General features: G+C 71.6%; 15 protein-coding genes. 2 read left to right on the top strand and 13 right to left on the bottom strand.

Features of this window, described 5'->3' with window-relative positions; all coding sequences use genetic code 11:
• Positions 1–113 precede the first annotated feature (113 nt).
• From ACFQ7Q_RS13590 to ACFQ7Q_RS13540, 11 genes are all read right to left on the bottom strand, one after another.
• Positions 114–500: a VOC family protein gene (locus ACFQ7Q_RS13590; protein WP_383553673.1), complete on the bottom strand. Its 387-nt coding sequence runs from the start codon at positions 498–500 to the stop codon at positions 114–116.
• A complete protein-coding gene (locus ACFQ7Q_RS13585) occupies positions 497–790 on the bottom strand; it encodes an ArsR/SmtB family transcription factor (RefSeq protein WP_383553670.1) in 294 nt (97 codons plus the stop codon). The genes ACFQ7Q_RS13590 and ACFQ7Q_RS13585 overlap by 4 nt, the downstream gene beginning before the upstream one ends.
• Before the next feature lie 121 nt (positions 791–911).
• A complete protein-coding gene (gene gatB, locus ACFQ7Q_RS13580) occupies positions 912–2,423 on the bottom strand; it encodes an Asp-tRNA(Asn)/Glu-tRNA(Gln) amidotransferase subunit GatB (protein WP_383553667.1) in 1,512 nt (503 codons plus the stop codon).
• Between the two features lie 16 nt (positions 2,424–2,439).
• Positions 2,440–2,673, bottom strand: coding sequence for a hypothetical protein (locus ACFQ7Q_RS13575; protein ID WP_189513203.1), 234 nt, complete (start codon positions 2,671–2,673; stop codon positions 2,440–2,442).
• Positions 2,674–2,678: 5 nt separating this feature from the next.
• The gene (gene gatA / locus ACFQ7Q_RS13570) at positions 2,679–4,178 is read right to left on the bottom strand and encodes an Asp-tRNA(Asn)/Glu-tRNA(Gln) amidotransferase subunit GatA (protein ID WP_383553664.1); all 1,500 of its coding nucleotides are present in this window, start codon (positions 4,176–4,178) and stop codon (positions 2,679–2,681) included.
• Between the two features lie 4 nt (positions 4,179–4,182).
• Positions 4,183–4,479, bottom strand: a complete 297-nt coding sequence (gene gatC / locus ACFQ7Q_RS13565; protein ID WP_015036350.1) for an Asp-tRNA(Asn)/Glu-tRNA(Gln) amidotransferase subunit GatC — start codon at positions 4,477–4,479, stop codon at positions 4,183–4,185.
• 118 nt (positions 4,480–4,597) lie between these two features.
• Positions 4,598–6,655, bottom strand: a complete 2,058-nt coding sequence (locus tag ACFQ7Q_RS13560; RefSeq protein WP_383553661.1) for a putative bifunctional diguanylate cyclase/phosphodiesterase — start codon at positions 6,653–6,655, stop codon at positions 4,598–4,600.
• Between the two features lie 296 nt (positions 6,656–6,951).
• A complete protein-coding gene (gene ligA / locus ACFQ7Q_RS13555) occupies positions 6,952–9,132 on the bottom strand; it encodes an NAD-dependent DNA ligase LigA (protein ID WP_383553658.1) in 2,181 nt (726 codons plus the stop codon).
• Between the two features lie 32 nt (positions 9,133–9,164).
• Positions 9,165–10,178 carry a methionine synthase gene (locus ACFQ7Q_RS13550; RefSeq protein ID WP_383553655.1) on the bottom strand — a complete coding sequence of 338 codons (1,014 nt, stop codon included), beginning with the start codon at positions 10,176–10,178 and terminating at the stop codon, positions 9,165–9,167.
• 5 nt (positions 10,179–10,183) lie between these two features.
• Entirely contained in the window at positions 10,184–10,873 is a 690-nt protein-coding gene (locus ACFQ7Q_RS13545; RefSeq protein ID WP_383553652.1) for an SDR family oxidoreductase, read from the bottom strand.
• A gap of 46 nt (positions 10,874–10,919) precedes the next feature.
• Positions 10,920–11,450 (bottom strand): TIGR00730 family Rossman fold protein, encoded by a 531-nt coding sequence (locus ACFQ7Q_RS13540; RefSeq protein WP_383553648.1) that lies wholly within the window; start codon positions 11,448–11,450, stop codon positions 10,920–10,922.
• Between the two features lie 98 nt (positions 11,451–11,548).
• Between ACFQ7Q_RS13540 and ACFQ7Q_RS13535 the strand changes: the two genes are divergently transcribed.
• Positions 11,549–12,358, top strand: a complete 810-nt coding sequence (locus ACFQ7Q_RS13535; RefSeq protein ID WP_383553646.1) for an alpha/beta fold hydrolase — start codon at positions 11,549–11,551, stop codon at positions 12,356–12,358.
• A 140-nt stretch (positions 12,359–12,498) separates the two neighbouring features.
• Here ACFQ7Q_RS13535 and mnmA read toward each other — a convergent pair whose 3' ends face one another.
• The gene (gene mnmA, locus ACFQ7Q_RS13530; RefSeq protein ID WP_383553644.1) at positions 12,499–13,629 is read right to left on the bottom strand and encodes a tRNA 2-thiouridine(34) synthase MnmA; all 1,131 of its coding nucleotides are present in this window, start codon (positions 13,627–13,629) and stop codon (positions 12,499–12,501) included.
• Between the two features lie 61 nt (positions 13,630–13,690).
• On the opposite strand from mnmA, the gene ACFQ7Q_RS13525 reads away from it, so the two are divergent.
• A complete protein-coding gene (locus tag ACFQ7Q_RS13525) occupies positions 13,691–14,341 on the top strand; it encodes an N-acetylmuramoyl-L-alanine amidase (protein ID WP_383553642.1) in 651 nt (216 codons plus the stop codon).
• A 16-nt stretch (positions 14,342–14,357) separates the two neighbouring features.
• On the opposite strand, the gene ACFQ7Q_RS13520 is transcribed toward ACFQ7Q_RS13525, so the two are convergent.
• Complete coding sequence (locus tag ACFQ7Q_RS13520; RefSeq protein ID WP_383553640.1) at positions 14,358–15,521, bottom strand: cysteine desulfurase family protein; 1,164 nt, start codon at positions 15,519–15,521, stop codon at positions 14,358–14,360.
• Positions 15,522–15,625 lie beyond the last annotated feature (104 nt).

Below are 15,625 nucleotides of genomic sequence, written 5' to 3'. Positions count from 1 at the left end.
GACCGGATGACGGAGAGAAGACCCGGCGACGGCGCGGTGGTGAACGTCCATCAGGCCGTCAAGGAAGTCCAAGCGAGTTTCGGCCATGGAGGGGTGAGGGCGCGGCGCAGGCCCTACTTGACGTGCACGATCTGGATCAGGTTGCCGCAGGTGTCGTCCAGGACCGCCGTGGTGGACGGACCCATCTCCAGCGGGTCCTGGGTGAACCGGACCCCGAGCCCGCGCAGCCGGTCGAACTCCGCCCGCACGTCGTCCACGGCGAAGGAGACCGCCGGGATGCCGTCCTTCGCCAGCCCCGTCTGATACGCCTGCACCACGGGATGGCGGGAGGGCTCGAGCAGCAGTTCCGTCCCCTCGGGGTCTTCCGGCGACACCATGGTCAGCCATCGGTCCGTACCCAACGGGACGTCGTGCTTCTTCACGAAGCCCAGCACGTCCGTGTAGAAGCGCTCGGCCTTCTCCTGGTCGTCGACGAAGACGCTGGTGATGTGGATCCTCATGGGGTGCTCTCCGGTGATTCCGGCCTGAGCCACCGGCTCGCGATGCGCTCAAGGGGTTCGGTGTTCAGATCGTGGAACTTGTAACGGCCCTGCCGCCGTGAGACGACCAGACCCGCGGATTCCAGTACGGCGAGATGCTGGCTGATCGCCTGGCGGGACAGGCCCAGACCATGCTTGGTGACCAGCCGCGTGCATATCTCGAACAGGGTCTGACCGTCCCGTTCCACCAGCTCGTCGAGGATGCGTCGACGGGTGGGATCGGCCAGCGCCTTGAAGACATCCTCCGTCATGCCCCCACCATAGGCAAGCAACCACTTGCCTATCAATCTCGGGCCCCGCACGACGAGAGCGGCCCGCCCCGGAATCCTCCGGTGCGGGCCGCCCCTGTACGCCTGCCTGTGAACCCGTCGATCAGCCCTCGCTGACGCCCAGCTTCTCCAGGATCAGTTCCTTCACGCGCGCCGCGTCCGCCTGGCCGCGGGTGGCCTTCATGACCGCGCCCACCAGCGCGCCGACCGCCGCGACCTTGCCGCCGCGGATCTTGTCGGCGATGGCCGCGTTGGACGCGATGGCCTCGTCGACCGCCGTGCCGAGCGCGCCCTCGTCGGAGACGACCTTGAGGCCGCGCTTCTCGACGACCTCGTCCGGACCGCCCTCGCCGGCCAGCACACCCTCGATGACCTGGCGGGCCAGCTTGTCGGTGAGGTCGCCGGAGGCCACCAGCTCGGTCACCCGGGCGACCTGCGCCGGAGTGATCGGCAGCTCGTCCAGGGCCGTGCCCGACTCGTTGGCGGAACGGGCCAGTTCGCCCATCCACCACTTGCGGGCCTGGTCCGCCGGCGCACCGGCGTCCGTGGTCGCGACGATGAGGTCGACCGCGCCCGCGTTGAGGATCGACTGCATGTCGTGCTCCGACACGCCCCACTCCTCACGGAGCCGGTTGCGGCGCACACGCGGCAGCTCGGGCAGCCCGCCGCGCAGCTCCTCGACCCACGCACGGGCCGGGGCGACGGGGACGAGGTCGGGCTCCGGGAAGTACCGGTAGTCCTCGGCGTTGTCCTTGATCCGGCCGGACGTGGTGGAGCCGTCTTCCTCGTGGAAGTGACGGGTCTCCTGCACGATCGTGCCGCCCGACTGGAGGACGGCCGCGTGGCGCTGGATCTCGAAGCGCGCCGCCCGCTCCACCGAACGGAGCGAGTTGACGTTCTTCGTCTCCGAGCGGGTGCCGAAGACCTTCGTGCCGTGCGGACGCAGCGACAGGTTCACGTCGCAGCGCATCTGGCCCTTGTCCATCCGCGCCTCGGAGACGTCCAGCGCGCGGATCAGCTCACGCAGCTCGGCGACGTACGCCTTGGCGACCTCGGGAGCACGCTCGCCCGCGCCCTCGATCGGCTTGGTGACGATCTCGATGAGCGGGATGCCGGCCCGGTTGTAGTCGAGCAGGGAGTGGGACGCGCCGTGGATGCGGCCGGTGGCGCCGCCGACGTGCAGCGACTTGCCGGTGTCCTCCTCCATGTGGGCGCGCTCGATCTCCACGCGGAAGATCTCCCCGTCCTCCAGCTGGACGTCCAGATAGCCGTTGAAGGCGATCGGCTCGTCGTACTGCGAGGTCTGGAAGTTCTTCGGCATGTCCGGGTAGAAGTAGTTCTTCCGGGCGAAGCGGCACCACTCGGCGATCTCGCAGTTCAGCGCGAGACCGATCTTGACGGCCGACTCCACGCCGATCGCGTTGACGACCGGGAGCGAGCCCGGCAGACCGAGACAGGTGGGGCAGGTCTGCGAGTTGGGCTCGGCGCCCAGCTCGGTCGAGCAGCCGCAGAACATCTTGGTCTTCGTACCGAGTTCGACATGGACCTCCAGGCCCATGACGGGGTCGTACGCAGCGAGTGCCGCGTCGTACGACAGCAGTTCAGTGACGGTCACAGTGAGACTTTCCCTCTCAGCCCAGCAGGACGTCGTCGTCGCCCAGGCGCTTCAGCTCCCGGTAGAGGATCGCCAGGCCGGTAACGATGGCGGCGGCGGACACGGCGGAGTCGATCAGCCGCAGCATGTCGTTGTCGTTGCGGGCCATCTTGGCCTGCTTCGCGACGCTGATGGCACCGAACGCGGTGGTCGCCAGCGAGACGTAGACGCCGGTCTTCGACTTCTTGAAGTTCTTGGCCTTCTTTGCCATGGCACTCACAGCGACGGAGCCTCCTCGAGCAGCGGGTGACCCCACTTTTCCACGAAGGCCGCCTCGACGGCGGCGCCGACCTTGTACAGCCGGTCGTCCTTCATGGCGGGGGCGATGATCTGCAGCCCGACCGGCAGACCGTCCTCCGGCGCGAGACCGCAGGGCAGCGACATGGCGGCGTTGCCGGCCAGGTTGGTCGGGATGGTGCACAGGTCCGCGAGGTACATCGCCATCGGGTCGTCGGCGCGCTCGCCGATCGGGAAGGCGGTGGTGGGCGTCGTCGGGGAGACGATCACGTCCACCTGCTCGAAGGCCTGCTCGAACTCGCGGGTGATGAGGGTGCGGACCTTCTGGGCCGAGCCGTAGTACGCGTCGTAGTAGCCGGAGCTCAGCGCGTACGTACCGAGGATGATGCGGCGCTTGACCTCGTCGCCGAAGCCGGCCTCACGGGTGAGGGCGGTGACGTCCTCGGCCGACTTGGTGCCGTCGTCGCCGACCCGCAGGCCGTAGCGCATGGCGTCGAAGCGGGCCAGGTTGGAGGAGCACTCCGACGGCGCGATGAGGTAGTACGCCGAAAGGGCGAGGTCGAAGGTCGGGCAGTCCAGCTCGACGATCTCGGCGCCCAGCGACTTCAGCAGCTCGACCGACTCGTCGAAGCGCTGGACGACACCGGCCTGGTAGCCCTCGCCGCGGAACTGCTTGACGACACCGACGCGCATTCCGGCGACGGAGCCGTTGCGGGCCGCCTCGACGACCGGCGGGACCGGGGCGTCGATGGAGGTCGAGTCCAGCGGGTCGTGTCCGGCGATGGCCTCGTGGAGCAGCGCCGCGTCCAGGACCGTACGGGCGCAGGGGCCGCCCTGGTCGAGGGAGGAGGAGAAGGCCACCATGCCGAAGCGGGAGACGCCGCCGTAGGTCGGCTTGACGCCGACAGTGCCGGTGACGGCGGCGGGCTGGCGGATCGAGCCGCCGGTGTCCGTGCCGATGGCGAGCGGGGCCTCGTACGCCGCGAGGGCGGCGGAGGAGCCACCGCCGGAGCCGCCGGGGATCCGGGTCAGGTCCCAGGGGTTGCCGGTGGGGCCGTAGGCGCTGTTCTCGGTGGAGGACCCCATGGCGAACTCGTCCATGTTGGTCTTGCCGAGGATGACGACGTCGGCGGCCTTGAGGTTCTTCACCAGGGTCGCGTCGTACGGCGGGATCCAGCCTTCGAGGATCTTCGAGCCGACGGTCGTCGGGATGCCGACGGTGGTGAAGATGTCCTTGAGCGCGAGGGGGACGCCGGCCAGCGGGCCGAGCTTCTCTCCCTTGGCGCGCTTCTCGTCCACGGCGCGGGCCTGGGCGAGGGCGCCCTCGCGGTCGACGTGCAGGAAGGCGTGGACCTTCTCGTCGACGGCCTCGATGCGGGCGAGGTGGGCCTCGGTCACCTCGACCGCGGTGAGCTCGCCCGCGGCGATCTTCCCGGCGATCTCGGCGGCCGTGAGCTTGATGATGATGCTGTCCGTCATGTGATTAGTCCTCCCCCAGGATCTGCGGCACCTTGAAACGCTGCTGCTCCTGGGCCGGGGCGCCGGAGAGCGCCTGCTCGGGGGTGAGCGACGGACGGACCTCGTCCGCGCGCATGACGTTCGTCAGCGGCAGCGGGTGGGAGGTCGGCGGAACGTCTTGGTCGGCGACCTCGGAGACGCGGGCGACCGCGCCGATGATGTCGTCGAGCTGACCGGCGAAGTGATCGAGCTCTTCGCCCTTCAGCTCCAGACGCGCCAGCCGTGCGAGGTGGGCGACCTCCTCGCGCGTGATGCCAGGCATGCGATCCTCACGGGGTGAGTTTGATGGTGTTGGGCCCAATCCTATGGGGCCCGCACCTCTGCCCGTGAAACGGTTTGCCCCGGCTGCCCCGGGGGCGTGCCCCAGGGCGGTCGGACGGCTACTGCACCACGTGCCCCGAAGGCTGGTCGGCGGCGGGTAGCGCGGCCTCCTCCGAGGGGCGGCGCCAGCCGTGCTCGCCGCGGGCCCGGAGCCAGGCCGTGGCCTCGCCGGGCGGCATCGCGGCGGCGACCAGCCAGCCCTGGACGGCGTCGCAGCCCAGGTCCCGCAGGCGCTCCCAGGTCTCGTCGTCCTCGACGCCCTCGGCGACGACGAGGAGGCCGAGCGAGTGGGCGAGGTCGAGGGTGCAGCGGACGATCTCGGCGTCCTCGGCGTCGACGGCGAGCCGGGCGACGAAGGAGCGGTCGATCTTCAGCTCGCTCACCGGGAGCCGCCGCAGGTGGACGAGGGAGGAGTAGCCGGTGCCGAAGTCGTCGAGGGACATCTTCACGCCGTGGCCGGTCAGACCGGCCATGGTGTCCGCGGCCCGCTGCGGGTCCTCCAGGAGCACGTGCTCCGTTATCTCCAGCTGCAGCGCGCCGGCCGGGACCCCGTGGCGGGCCAGGCGGGCGGCGACGGCGCCGGCGAAGCCGGGGGTGTGGACGTCGCGGGGGGAGACGTTGACGGCGACAGGAACGTTCAACCCCTGGGCTCGCCACCGGGCGACCTGCGCGAGCGCGGTCTCGAGGACGTACTCGGTGAGGTGGGGCATCAGGCCCGAGGACTCGGCGATCGCGATGAACTCGTCCGGAGGGACCCGGCCGCGCTCGGGGTGCACCCAGCGCACCAGGGCCTCCAGACCCGCGACCTGCCCGTCGAAGCGGACCTTGGGCTGGTAGTGGAGCTCGACCTCGCCGGCGTCCAGGGCGCGGCGCAGGTCGCCGAGGAGTCCGAGCCGGTCGGGGGTGTTGGAGTCGCGCTTCGACTCGTACACCTCCACGCCCGTACGGTCCCGCTTGGCCTGGTACATCGCCACGTCGGCCCGGCGCAGCAGTCCCTCGGCGTCGAGGGCGTGGTCGGGGAAGACGGCGACGCCTGCGCTGGCCTCCAGGACGAGGGTGAGCCCGTCCAGGTCGAGGGGCGAGGAGAGTTCGGCGACGAGGTGGCGGGCGACGCGCTGGGCGCTGGTGGTGGAGTCGGCCGTGGGGAGCAGGACGGCGAACTCGTCGCCGCCGAGCCGCGCGGCCTCCGCTCCACGCGGCAGGGCGAGCTTGAGCCGCTCGGCGATCTGGAGCAGCAGCCGGTCTCCGGCGAGATGCCCCAGGGTGTCGTTGACCGATCGGAAACGGTCGAGGTCGATCAGGACGAGGGCGGAGCGCGCGCCCTCCCCCTCGGCCTCTTCGAGGGCGGTCCAGGCCCGCTCCAGGAGCCACTGGCGGTTCGGCAGACCGGTGAGCGGGTCGCGCAGCTGCTCCTCGGCGCGGGCGCGGGCTATCCAGAGGGTGGAGTCGAGGGCGATGAGGGGGACGGCGAAGAGCGGCAGCAGCACCGGCTGGGAGACCGCGACGACGCAGATCAGCGGGGCGATGCCGAGCAGCGCGACCGCGACGAGTCCCTGCCGGAGCAGGGCCGTGCGGGCGACGGTCGGCAGGCCGCCGCCCTGGGGCGAGAGGGCGTACCACAGGAGCAGCCGGGTCACCACGAGGTAGGCGGCGGCGGCGAGCGCCACTTCCGGTACGTCGGTGATCCCCCAGTCGAGGGGCTGCCAGGGCCTCTCCACGGTCGGTACGTCTCCGAACGCGGCGAGGACCAGGGCGGCGCCGCCGATGCCGAGGACGTCCACGGCGCCGTGCAGGAGTCCCTGGCGCCAGCGGTGTCGGCGGGCGGCGCCGACGAGGACGACGACGGCCATGGAGACGAGGCCGGCGGGCACCCAGCCGTAGAGCAGCAGGACCGCGAGGGTGAGGGCGGCGCCGGAGCCGGTACCGCCCCACCAGCGGTCGCGGCCGAGGGCGACCAGGTGTCCGACGATGAGCCCGGTGAGGATGGCGAGGGACCAGCCCGCGGCACCGCCGGGGAAGAGTCCGTGGCCGGTGCTCAGGGCCCGGTAGAACCCGGTGGCGAGCACGACTGCGGCGATGCCCACGACGGCTCCGGGCAGCCCGGAGGTGATACCCATGAAGGTCTCACGGCCACGCGGCCGCGAGACGGGGGCGGCACTCTCGGTCGGTTTCATTCCGTCCCTCTCACAGCCGGCGGTGCCGTTGCAACGCGATGGGCCGTTGTCATGCCTCCACGACCGGCAGAGCCCTCACACGGCCGTGCACGGCAGACGCACGGTCTCAACACTAGGCCGCGGAGGGCTCCGACGGGCAGCGCTCTCCATGTCTTGCCCGAATGAGACCCGGCCACCCCTAACGATCTGGTATGCGCCGAACGGGTGACGTTCCCGGCTGTCCCTTGCCCCTCTGACGTCTACTCCTGTAGCGGGACCGCCGCCGCCCGAGCGGCTTCGGGACCCTCTGCGAGCAGCACCGCGAAGCCGTCCTCGTCCAGAACCGGAACCTTCAGCTGCATCGCCTTGTCGTACTTCGAACCAGGGTTGTCACCGACGACCACAAAGGCGGTCTTCTTCGAAACGGAACCGGTCACCTTCGCCCCGAGGTTCTGGAGCGACTCTTTTGCGCCATCCCTGGTGAAGTTCTGCAGGGTGCCGGTCACGACGACGGTCAGCCCCTCCAGCGGACGCGGCCCCTGCTCCTCGCCGGCACCCTCGTCCTCGAACGTGACCCCGGCGGCCCGCCACTTGCGCACGATCTCCCGGTGCCACTCCTCGGAGAACCAGTCCTTCACCGCGGCCGCGATGATCCCGCCGACCCCGTCGACGGCCGCCAGCTCCTCCTCGGTCGCCTGCTCGATCCGCTCCAGGGAGCGGAACTCGCGGGCCAGCGCCTGGGCCGCCACCGGCCCCACATGGCGGATCGACAGCCCGTTGATGAACCGGGCCAGCGGGCGCGCCTTGGCCGCCTCGATGTTCGCCAGCATCGCGAGGGCGTTCTTCTTCGGCTCGCCCTTCTGGTTGGCGAAGACCGTGACGACCTTCTCCTCACCGGTCTTCGGGTCCCGCTTGGGCAGCCCGCTGTCCGGGTCGAGGACGTGCGCCTTGATGGGAAGGAGCTGCTCGATGGTGAGGTCGAAGAGGTCGCCCTCGTCGACGAGCGGCGGCTCGGAAGGAACCAGCGGGCGGGTCAGCGCGGCCGCGGCGACCGCGCCGAAGTTCTCGATGTCCAGGCACTCGCGGCCGGCCAGGTAGAAGAGACGTTCACGCAGCTGGGCCGGGCAGGTCCGCGCGTTGGGGCAGCGCAGATCGATGTCGCCCTCCTTCATGGCCCGCAGCGGTGTCCCGCATGCGGGACACTCGGCCGGCATCACGAACTCCCGCTCGGTGCCGTCCCGCAGATCGGCGACCGGGCCGAGGATCTCCGGAATGACGTCACCGGCCTTGCGCAGCACGACCGTGTCCCCGATCAGCACGCCCTTGGCCTTCACCACCTCCTGGTTGTGGAGGGTGGCGAACTCGACCTCGGAACCGGCGACCTTGACCGGCTCGACCTGGGCGTACGGAGTGACCCGGCCCGTCCGGCCGACACCGACCTTGATGTCGACGAGCTTGGTGTTGACCTCCTCCGGCGCGTACTTCCAGGCGATGGCCCAGCGCGGGGCGCGCGCGGTGGAGCCGAGCCGGCCCTGGAGCGGGATCTCGTCCAGCTTGACGACGACCCCGTCGATCTCGTGCTCCACGGAGTGCCGGTTCTCGCCGAAGTACGCGATGAACTCCCGCACCGCGTCGAGCGAACCGACCACGCGGTTGTGCTGGGCCGTCGGCAGGCCCCATTCGCGCAGCAGGTCGTAGGCCTGGCTGAGGCGGTCGATGTCGAAGCCCTCGCGGGCGCCGATGCCGTGGACCACCATGCGCAGCGGGAGGGTGGCCGTGACCTTCGGGTCCTTCTGCCGCAGCGAACCGGAGGCGGAGTTGCGGGGGTTGGCGTACGGCTGCTCACCCGCCGCCACCCGGCGGGCGTTGAGGTCGGCGAAGGCCTCCATCGGGAAGTAGACCTCGCCCCGGATCTCCACCAGATCCGGGATCCGGTCGCCGGACAGCCGGTCCGGGATGCCGTGGATGGTCCGGGCGTTGGGCGTGATGTCCTCGCCCGTGACACCGGTGCCCCGGGTGGCGGCGCGGGTGAGCCGCCCCTTCTCGTACGTCAGGTTGATCGCGAGGCCGTCGACCTTGAGCTCGCACAGGAAGTGGTACGCGGACGCGCCGACGTCCTTGGCCACCCGCTCCGCCCAGGCGGACAGCTCGGCGTCGTCGAAGGCGTTGTCCAGCGAGTACATGCGCTCGCGGTGGTCGACCTTGGCCAGACCCGTCTCGTAGTCCCCCGAGACCTTCTGCGTCGGCGAGTCCGGCGTGCGCAGCCCGGGATACTCCTCCTCCAGCGCCTCCAGGGAGCGCAGGAGCCTGTCGAACTCGCCGTCGCTGATGACGGGCTGGTCCTTCACGTAGTACCGGAAGCGGTGCTCCTCGACCTGCTCGGCCAGGTCGGCGTGCTTCTCCCGTGCCTCGGCGGGCAGGGCCCCCTGTTCGACTGCCACCGTTACTCGTCCTCCCGTTGACTCGGACCCCGTCACTCAGGGTTGTCCGCGAGCGATCTCGCCGCCCGGGCGCAGTGGGCGAGCGCCGCCCGGGCATATGCCGGCGAAGCACCCGCGAGCCCGCACGTCGGAGTGATCACGACGGACTCGGCGAGAGTCCCCGGATTCAGCCCCAGCCTGCGCCACAGCGTCCTGACACCCATGACGCTACCGCCCGGGTCCGACAATGGGGCGTCGGTGGAGGACACCACGCCCGCGAAGAGCTTCGTGCCGGACTCCACGGCCTCGCCGATCGGTTCCTCGTCACGTTCGGTGAGCAGCCCGAAGTCGAACGAGACCCCGGCGACGCCGGTGCGGCGCAGCAGTCCGAAGGGGACGTCGGGTGCGCAGGAGTGCACGACCACCGGGCCGTCGTGGACCTCGACGACCTCCCGCAGGGCGCTCTCGACGACCTGCCGGTCGACGGCGCGGTAGGTGCGGTAGCCGCTGGCGGTACGGACCTGTCCCCGCAGGACGGACGTCAGGGACGGCTCGTCGAGCTGGAGGACGAGCCGGGCGCCGGGGACCCGCTTGCGGAGGTCGGCGAGGTGGTCGCGCAGCCCTTCGGCGAGGGAGCCCACGAGGTCCCGGCAGGCGCCGGGGTCGCCGAGCGCCGCCTCGCCGCCGCGCCGCTCCAGGGCGGTGGCGAGCGTCCAGGGGCCCACGGCCTGGACCTTGAGCGGACCTTCGTAACCCTGGGTGAACTCCTCCAGGGCGTCGAGGTCCTCGCCGAGCCAGGAGCGGGCGCGCCGGGTGTCCCGGCCCGGCCGGTCGCTGACCCGCCACCCGCTCGGCTCCACGTGCGCGTACATCTCGACGAGCAGCCCGATGGTCCGCCCGATCATGTCGGCGCCGGGCCCGCGGGCCGGGAGCTCCGCGAGGAAGGGGAAGTCCTCGAAGGAGCCCGCGACCGTCTTGGCCGCTTCCCGGGCGTCGCCGCCGGGCATGGAGCCGACGCCGGTGGCGGGCCCCCAGGTGAACGCTGCCTGCTCGCTGGTCTCGCTCACTGTTCCTACCGTCCCGGACGGACTGTCAGGTCGTTGATCTCCGCGTCGCGCGGCAGATCGACGGCCGTGATGATCGTGGTCGCGACGGACTCCGGGTCGATCCACTTCGAGGGGTCGTACTCCTTGCCCTCCTGGGCGTGCACCTTGGCCTGCATGGGGCTGGCGGTCCGCCCCGGGTAGACCGAGGTGACGCGCACGCCGTTGCCGTGCTCCTCGTGGCGCAGGGAGTCGGCGAGCGCCTTCAGGCCGTGCTTGGAGGCGGCGTAGGCGCTCCACTCGGCATGCGCGGCGAGCCCGGCGCCGGAGTTCACGAACACCACGTGGCCCTGGGAGACCCGCAGCTGGGGCAGGAAGTGCCGGGTCAGCTCGGCGGGGGCGACGAGGTTGACGTTGAGCTGGTGGCGCCAGGTCTTCGGGGTGAGGTCGCCGACCGGCCCGAGGTCGACGACACCGGCGATGTGCAGGAGGGTGTCGACCCGCTCGGGCAGGCTCTGGTGCGAGAACGCCCACGAGAGCCGGTCGGGGTCGGCGAGGTCTCCGACGAGGGTCCTGGAGCCGGGGAACTCGGCGGCGAGCTCCTTGGCCCGGCCGGCATCGCGCGCGTGGAGCACGAGTTCGTCCCCGCGCGCGTGCAGCCGACGGGCGACCGCCGCGCCGATGCCGGAACCTGCCCCGGTGATCACATGTGTAGCCATGGGGCCATGGTCCCATCACCGTGGCGATGCCCGCGGCGACAGCCGCTTATGTCACAGCCTCCAGATAGGCGAGAGCGGACACGCCGTCCTCGGCGAAGAAGACGAGGTCCGTCAGCGGGAGGGGCAGGAAGCCCTCGGCCTCCATGCGGTGGAACTGGGTCTTCAGCCCGTCGTAGAAGCCCGCCGTGTTCAGCAGCACCACCGGCTTGGTGTGCTTGCCGTGCTTCCTCAGCTCCAGGACCTCGGTGGCCTCGTCGAGGGTGCCGGTGCCGCCGACCATGACCACGATGGCGTCGGACTTGGCCAGAAGCAGCGCCTTCCGCTCGGCGAGGTCCCTGGCGATGATCATCTCGTCCGCGCCCGGCCGGGCCTTGGCGGCGAGGAAGTCGACCGAGACGCCGACGAGCCGGCCGCCCGCCTCCTCCACGCCGTCCGCGACGACCTTCATCAGACCGACGTCGGAGCCGCCCCACACCAGCGTGTGGCCGGCCTTTCCGAGGCGTTCCGCGAAGTCGCGGGCGGGGGCGGTGTAGCGCTCGTCGAGGTCGGCGGCGGAGAGGAAGACGCAGATGTTCATGGCCTCCACCGTAGGCGCCGACCTGCGAGTTCCAAGAATTTCCGGGAAATCCCGCCGAGTCGCGATGAGTTCGGGGAGCGGCTCCGGTCCTATCCGGCATGGACGAGGTGAACAGCACACTGAGCAGGTCGCCGGGACGGGTCACGTCGGGGGACGGCACGCGGATCGCGTACGAGCGGCGCGGGGAGGGGCAGCCGGTGATCCTGGTGGGCGGTGCGCTCTGCACCGCCGAGACCGAGGCGCCCTTGGCCGACCTCCTCGCGCCGCGCTTCTCGGTCGTGACCTACGACCGGCGGGGGCGGGGCGGGAGCGGCGACACCGGCCCGTACACCGTCGAGCGGGAGATCGACGATCTGGCGGCGCTGGCCGACGCGGTGGGTGGCCGGGTGATGGTGCACGGCACGTCCTCGGGCGGGGCGCTGGCGCTGGCCGCTGCGGGTGCGGGGCTGCCGATCGACCGCTTGTCGGTCTACGAGCCGCCGTTCTCGGCAGAGCCCGGGGCGTGCCGGACGTACGCCGCGCACCGGCGCCGGCTGACGGGTCTCCTCGACCGGGGGCAGCGGGCGGCCGCCCTCGAACTGTTCCTCGCCGACGCGATGCCGCCGGGGGCGTTGGCAGGGATGCGCGGCGGGGCGGAGTGGCCCCGGCTGGAGGCCGTGGCGCACACTCTGGCGTACGACCACGCCGTGCTCGGCGACGGAGCCGTGCCGGCCAAGTGCCTGCGCCGGGTCCACGCGCGCGTGCTGGTGGTCGACGGCGGCGCCAGCCCCGCCTGGATGCGCCGGGCGGCCCACCACGTCTCGACGGCCCTCCCCCACGGCCGCCACCGCACCCTGACGGGCCAGACCCACCAGGTGGCCCCGCACGTCCTGGCACCGGCGCTGGAGGAGTTCTTCGGGGAGGAGTGAGGGGACGGCGTCAGGGACGAGCCGACGGGCCGCACGTCCACGGCGTCAAGCCACCGCTTCGAGGCCCTCCCGCCGCTCGCCGTGAAAGCGCCGCCCCGAAGGCCGACCGCCGCTCGCCGTGGAAGCGCCGCTTCGGCGTCTCAGACCGTCGCCGTCGCCGCGGCTCGTACCGTCGTCGCGATCGTCGCCGAGCCCACCACGCGCGTGCCGTCGTACAGCACGATCGCCTGGCCGGGGGCCACGCCCCGGACCGGCTCGTCGAAGCCGACCGTCAGCACGCCGTCCTCCAGGGCAGCCGTCACCGCCGTCTCGCCGCCGTGGGCGCGCAGCTGGGCGGTGTAGCGGCCGGAGCCCTCCGGGGCGGTGCCGCACCAGCGGGGCTTGATCGCCGTGAGGCCGGTGACGTCGAGCGCCTCGACCGGTCCGACCGTGACCGTGTTGTTCACCGGCGAGATGTCCAGGACATAGCGCGGCTTGCCGTCCGGCGCCGGGTGGCCGATCCGCAGACCCTTGCGCTGGCCGATGGTGAAGCCGAACGCACCCTCGTGGGTGCCGACCTTCGTACCCGACTCGTCGACGATGTCACCCTCCGCCCGGCCCAGCCGGGAGGCCAGGAAGCCCTGGGTGTCGCCGTCGGCGATGAAGCAGATGTCGTGACTGTCGGGCTTCTTCGCCACCGCGAGCCCGCGCCGCTCCGCCTCCGCCCGGATCTCGTCCTTCGTGGTGAGGGTGTCGCCCAGCGGGAACATCGCGTGGGCGAGCTGCTTCTCGTCCAGGACGCCGAGGACGTACGACTGGTCCTTGGCCATGTCCGACGCCCGGTGCAGCTCGCGCGAGCCGTCCTCGTTGAGCACGACCGTGGCGTAGTGGCCGGTGCAGACCGCGTCGAAGCCCAGCGCCAGCGCCTTGTCGAGCAGCGCAGCGAACTTGATCTTCTCGTTGCAGCGCAGGCACGGGTTGGGGGTGCGGCCCGCCTCGTACTCCGCGACGAAGTCGTCGACGACGTCCTCGCGGAACCGCTCGGCGAGGTCCCAGACGTAGAAGGGGATGCCGATGACGTCGGCCGCACGGCGGGCGTCGCGGGAGTCCTCGATGGTGCAGCAGCCGCGAGCGCCGGTTCGGAACGACTGCGGGTTCGCGGAGAGCGCCAGGTGGACGCCGGTGACGTCGTGCCCGGCTTCGGCCGCGCGGGCGGCGGCGACGGCGGAGTCCACTCCACCGGACATGGCGGCAAGGACACGGAGGGGGCGCTGCGGCGGAGTCTGAGTCATAGCCCTACCAGGGTACGGGGCTCCGGGAACCACGGTCGCGTGAGTAAGCGTTGTCCTGCACATGGGGAGCGAGAAGAAGCGGGGGGTGGGGCGGCGAGCCGTCCTGCTCGGCGGCGGCGCGGCCGTGCTGGGTACGGCGGCACTGGCCCGCGACGAGCTGGCGCGTGCCTGGTGGCGGCTGCCGGGCACGGAGAAGGACCGGGTGGAGGGCGAGCTCGACCACAAGGGGGCGGACTGGTCCGCCGCGTCCCGGGCGAACTGGCGGCGGGCCGACCGGCCCGCCGACTACACGATCGACCGGGTGGTGATCCATGTCGTCCAAGGCAGCTACGCGAGCGCGCTGAAGGTCTTCAAGAACCCGGGGCACGGCGCGGCCACGCACTACGTGGTCCGTAAGGACGGACATGTGGCGCAGATGATCCGTGAGCTCGACGTGGCCTTCCACGCCGGGAACCGGGACATGAACGAGCGGAGCGTCGGGATCGAGCACGAGGGCTTCGTCGACCGGCCGCAGGACTTCACGGCGGCGATGTACGAGTCCTCGGCGCGGCTGACGGCCGGGATATGCGCCCGGTACGGCATCCCCGTCGACCGGGAGCACATCATCGGGCACGTCGAGGTGCCCGGGACCGATCACACGGACCCCGGGCCGCACTGGGACTGGGACCGCTACATGAAGCTCGTACGGGAGGCTTCGAAGAAGGTCGCCTGAGGGGCGGTCCGACTCGTCAGACCAGGCCGGCGGTGCGGGCCCGCTCGACGGCCGGCCCGATCGCGCCGGCGACCGCGGCCACGTCCTCCTTGGTTGAGGTGTGGCCGAGGGTGAAGCGCAGGGTGCCGCGGGCGAGGTCCGGGTCGGTGCCGGTGGCGAGCAGGACGTGGCTGGGCTGGGCGACGCCGGCGGTGCAGGCGGAGCCGGTGGAGCACTCGATGCCCTGGGCGTCGAGGAGCAGCAGCAGGGAGTCGCCCTCGCAGCCGGGGAAGGTGAAGTGGGCGTTGGCGGGGAGCCGGTCGTCCGGGTCACCGCCGAGGATCGCGTCGGGGACGGCGGCGAGGACGGCGGCGACGAGTTCGTCGCGCAGGGCGCCGACCTCCCGGGCGAACTCCTCGCGCCGTTCGGCGGCGAGCTGTCCGGCGACGGCGAAGGCGGCGACGGCGGGTACGTCGAGGGTGCCGGAGCGGACATGGCGCTCCTGGCCGCCGCCGTGCAGGACGGGTACGGGGCTGTACTCCCGGCCCAGGAGCAGTGCGCCGATGCCGTAGGGTCCGCCGATCTTGTGACCGGAGACGGTCAGGGCGGCGAGGCCGGAGGCGGCGAAGTCGACGGGGATCTGGCCGAAGGCCTGGACGGCGTCGGCGTGCAGCGGCACGTCGAACTCGCGGGCCACGTCGGCGAGTTCGCGGACCGGCATGATCGTGCCGATCTCGTTGTTCGCCCACATCACGGTGGCGAGCGCGACGGATTCGGGCTCGCGCGCGATCGCCTCGCGGAGGTCGTCGGGGTGGACGCGGCCGTACCGGTCGACGGGGAGGTACTCGACGGTGGCGCCCTCGTGGGTGGCGAGCCAGTCCACGGCGTCGAGCACGGCATGGTGCTCTACGGGGCTCGCGAGGACGCGGGTGCGGGCGGGGTCGGCGTCGCGGCGGGCCCAGTACAGGCCCTTGACGGCGAGGTTGTCGGCCTCGGTGCCGCCCGAGGTGAAGACCACCTCGCTGGGCCGGGCGCCCAGGGCGGCTGCGAGGGTCTCGCGCGCCTCCTCGACGACCCGCCGGGCGCGCCGCCCGGCCGCGTGGAGCGAGGAGGCGTTGCCGGTGACGGCGAGCTGGGCGTTCATCGCCTCGATCGCCTCGGGAAGCATGGGCGTGGTCGCGGCGTGGTCGAGGTAAGCCATGGTGCCTTGATTCTACGAGGGCGCGGGGGCCCCGTCGGCCGGGGGCCGGGGCGGGCGGGGCGGTCCTCTCGGGACGGGGCTTCCGTCGGGCTCACCGACGAGGC

It is taken from the genome of Streptomyces sp. NPDC056527, assembly GCF_042794475.1.
GTDB lineage: Bacteria > Actinomycetota > Actinomycetes > Streptomycetales > Streptomycetaceae > Streptomyces.
The sequence above is the reverse complement of the archived record's forward strand: the minus strand, read 5'-3'. Positions and strand labels throughout refer to the sequence as shown.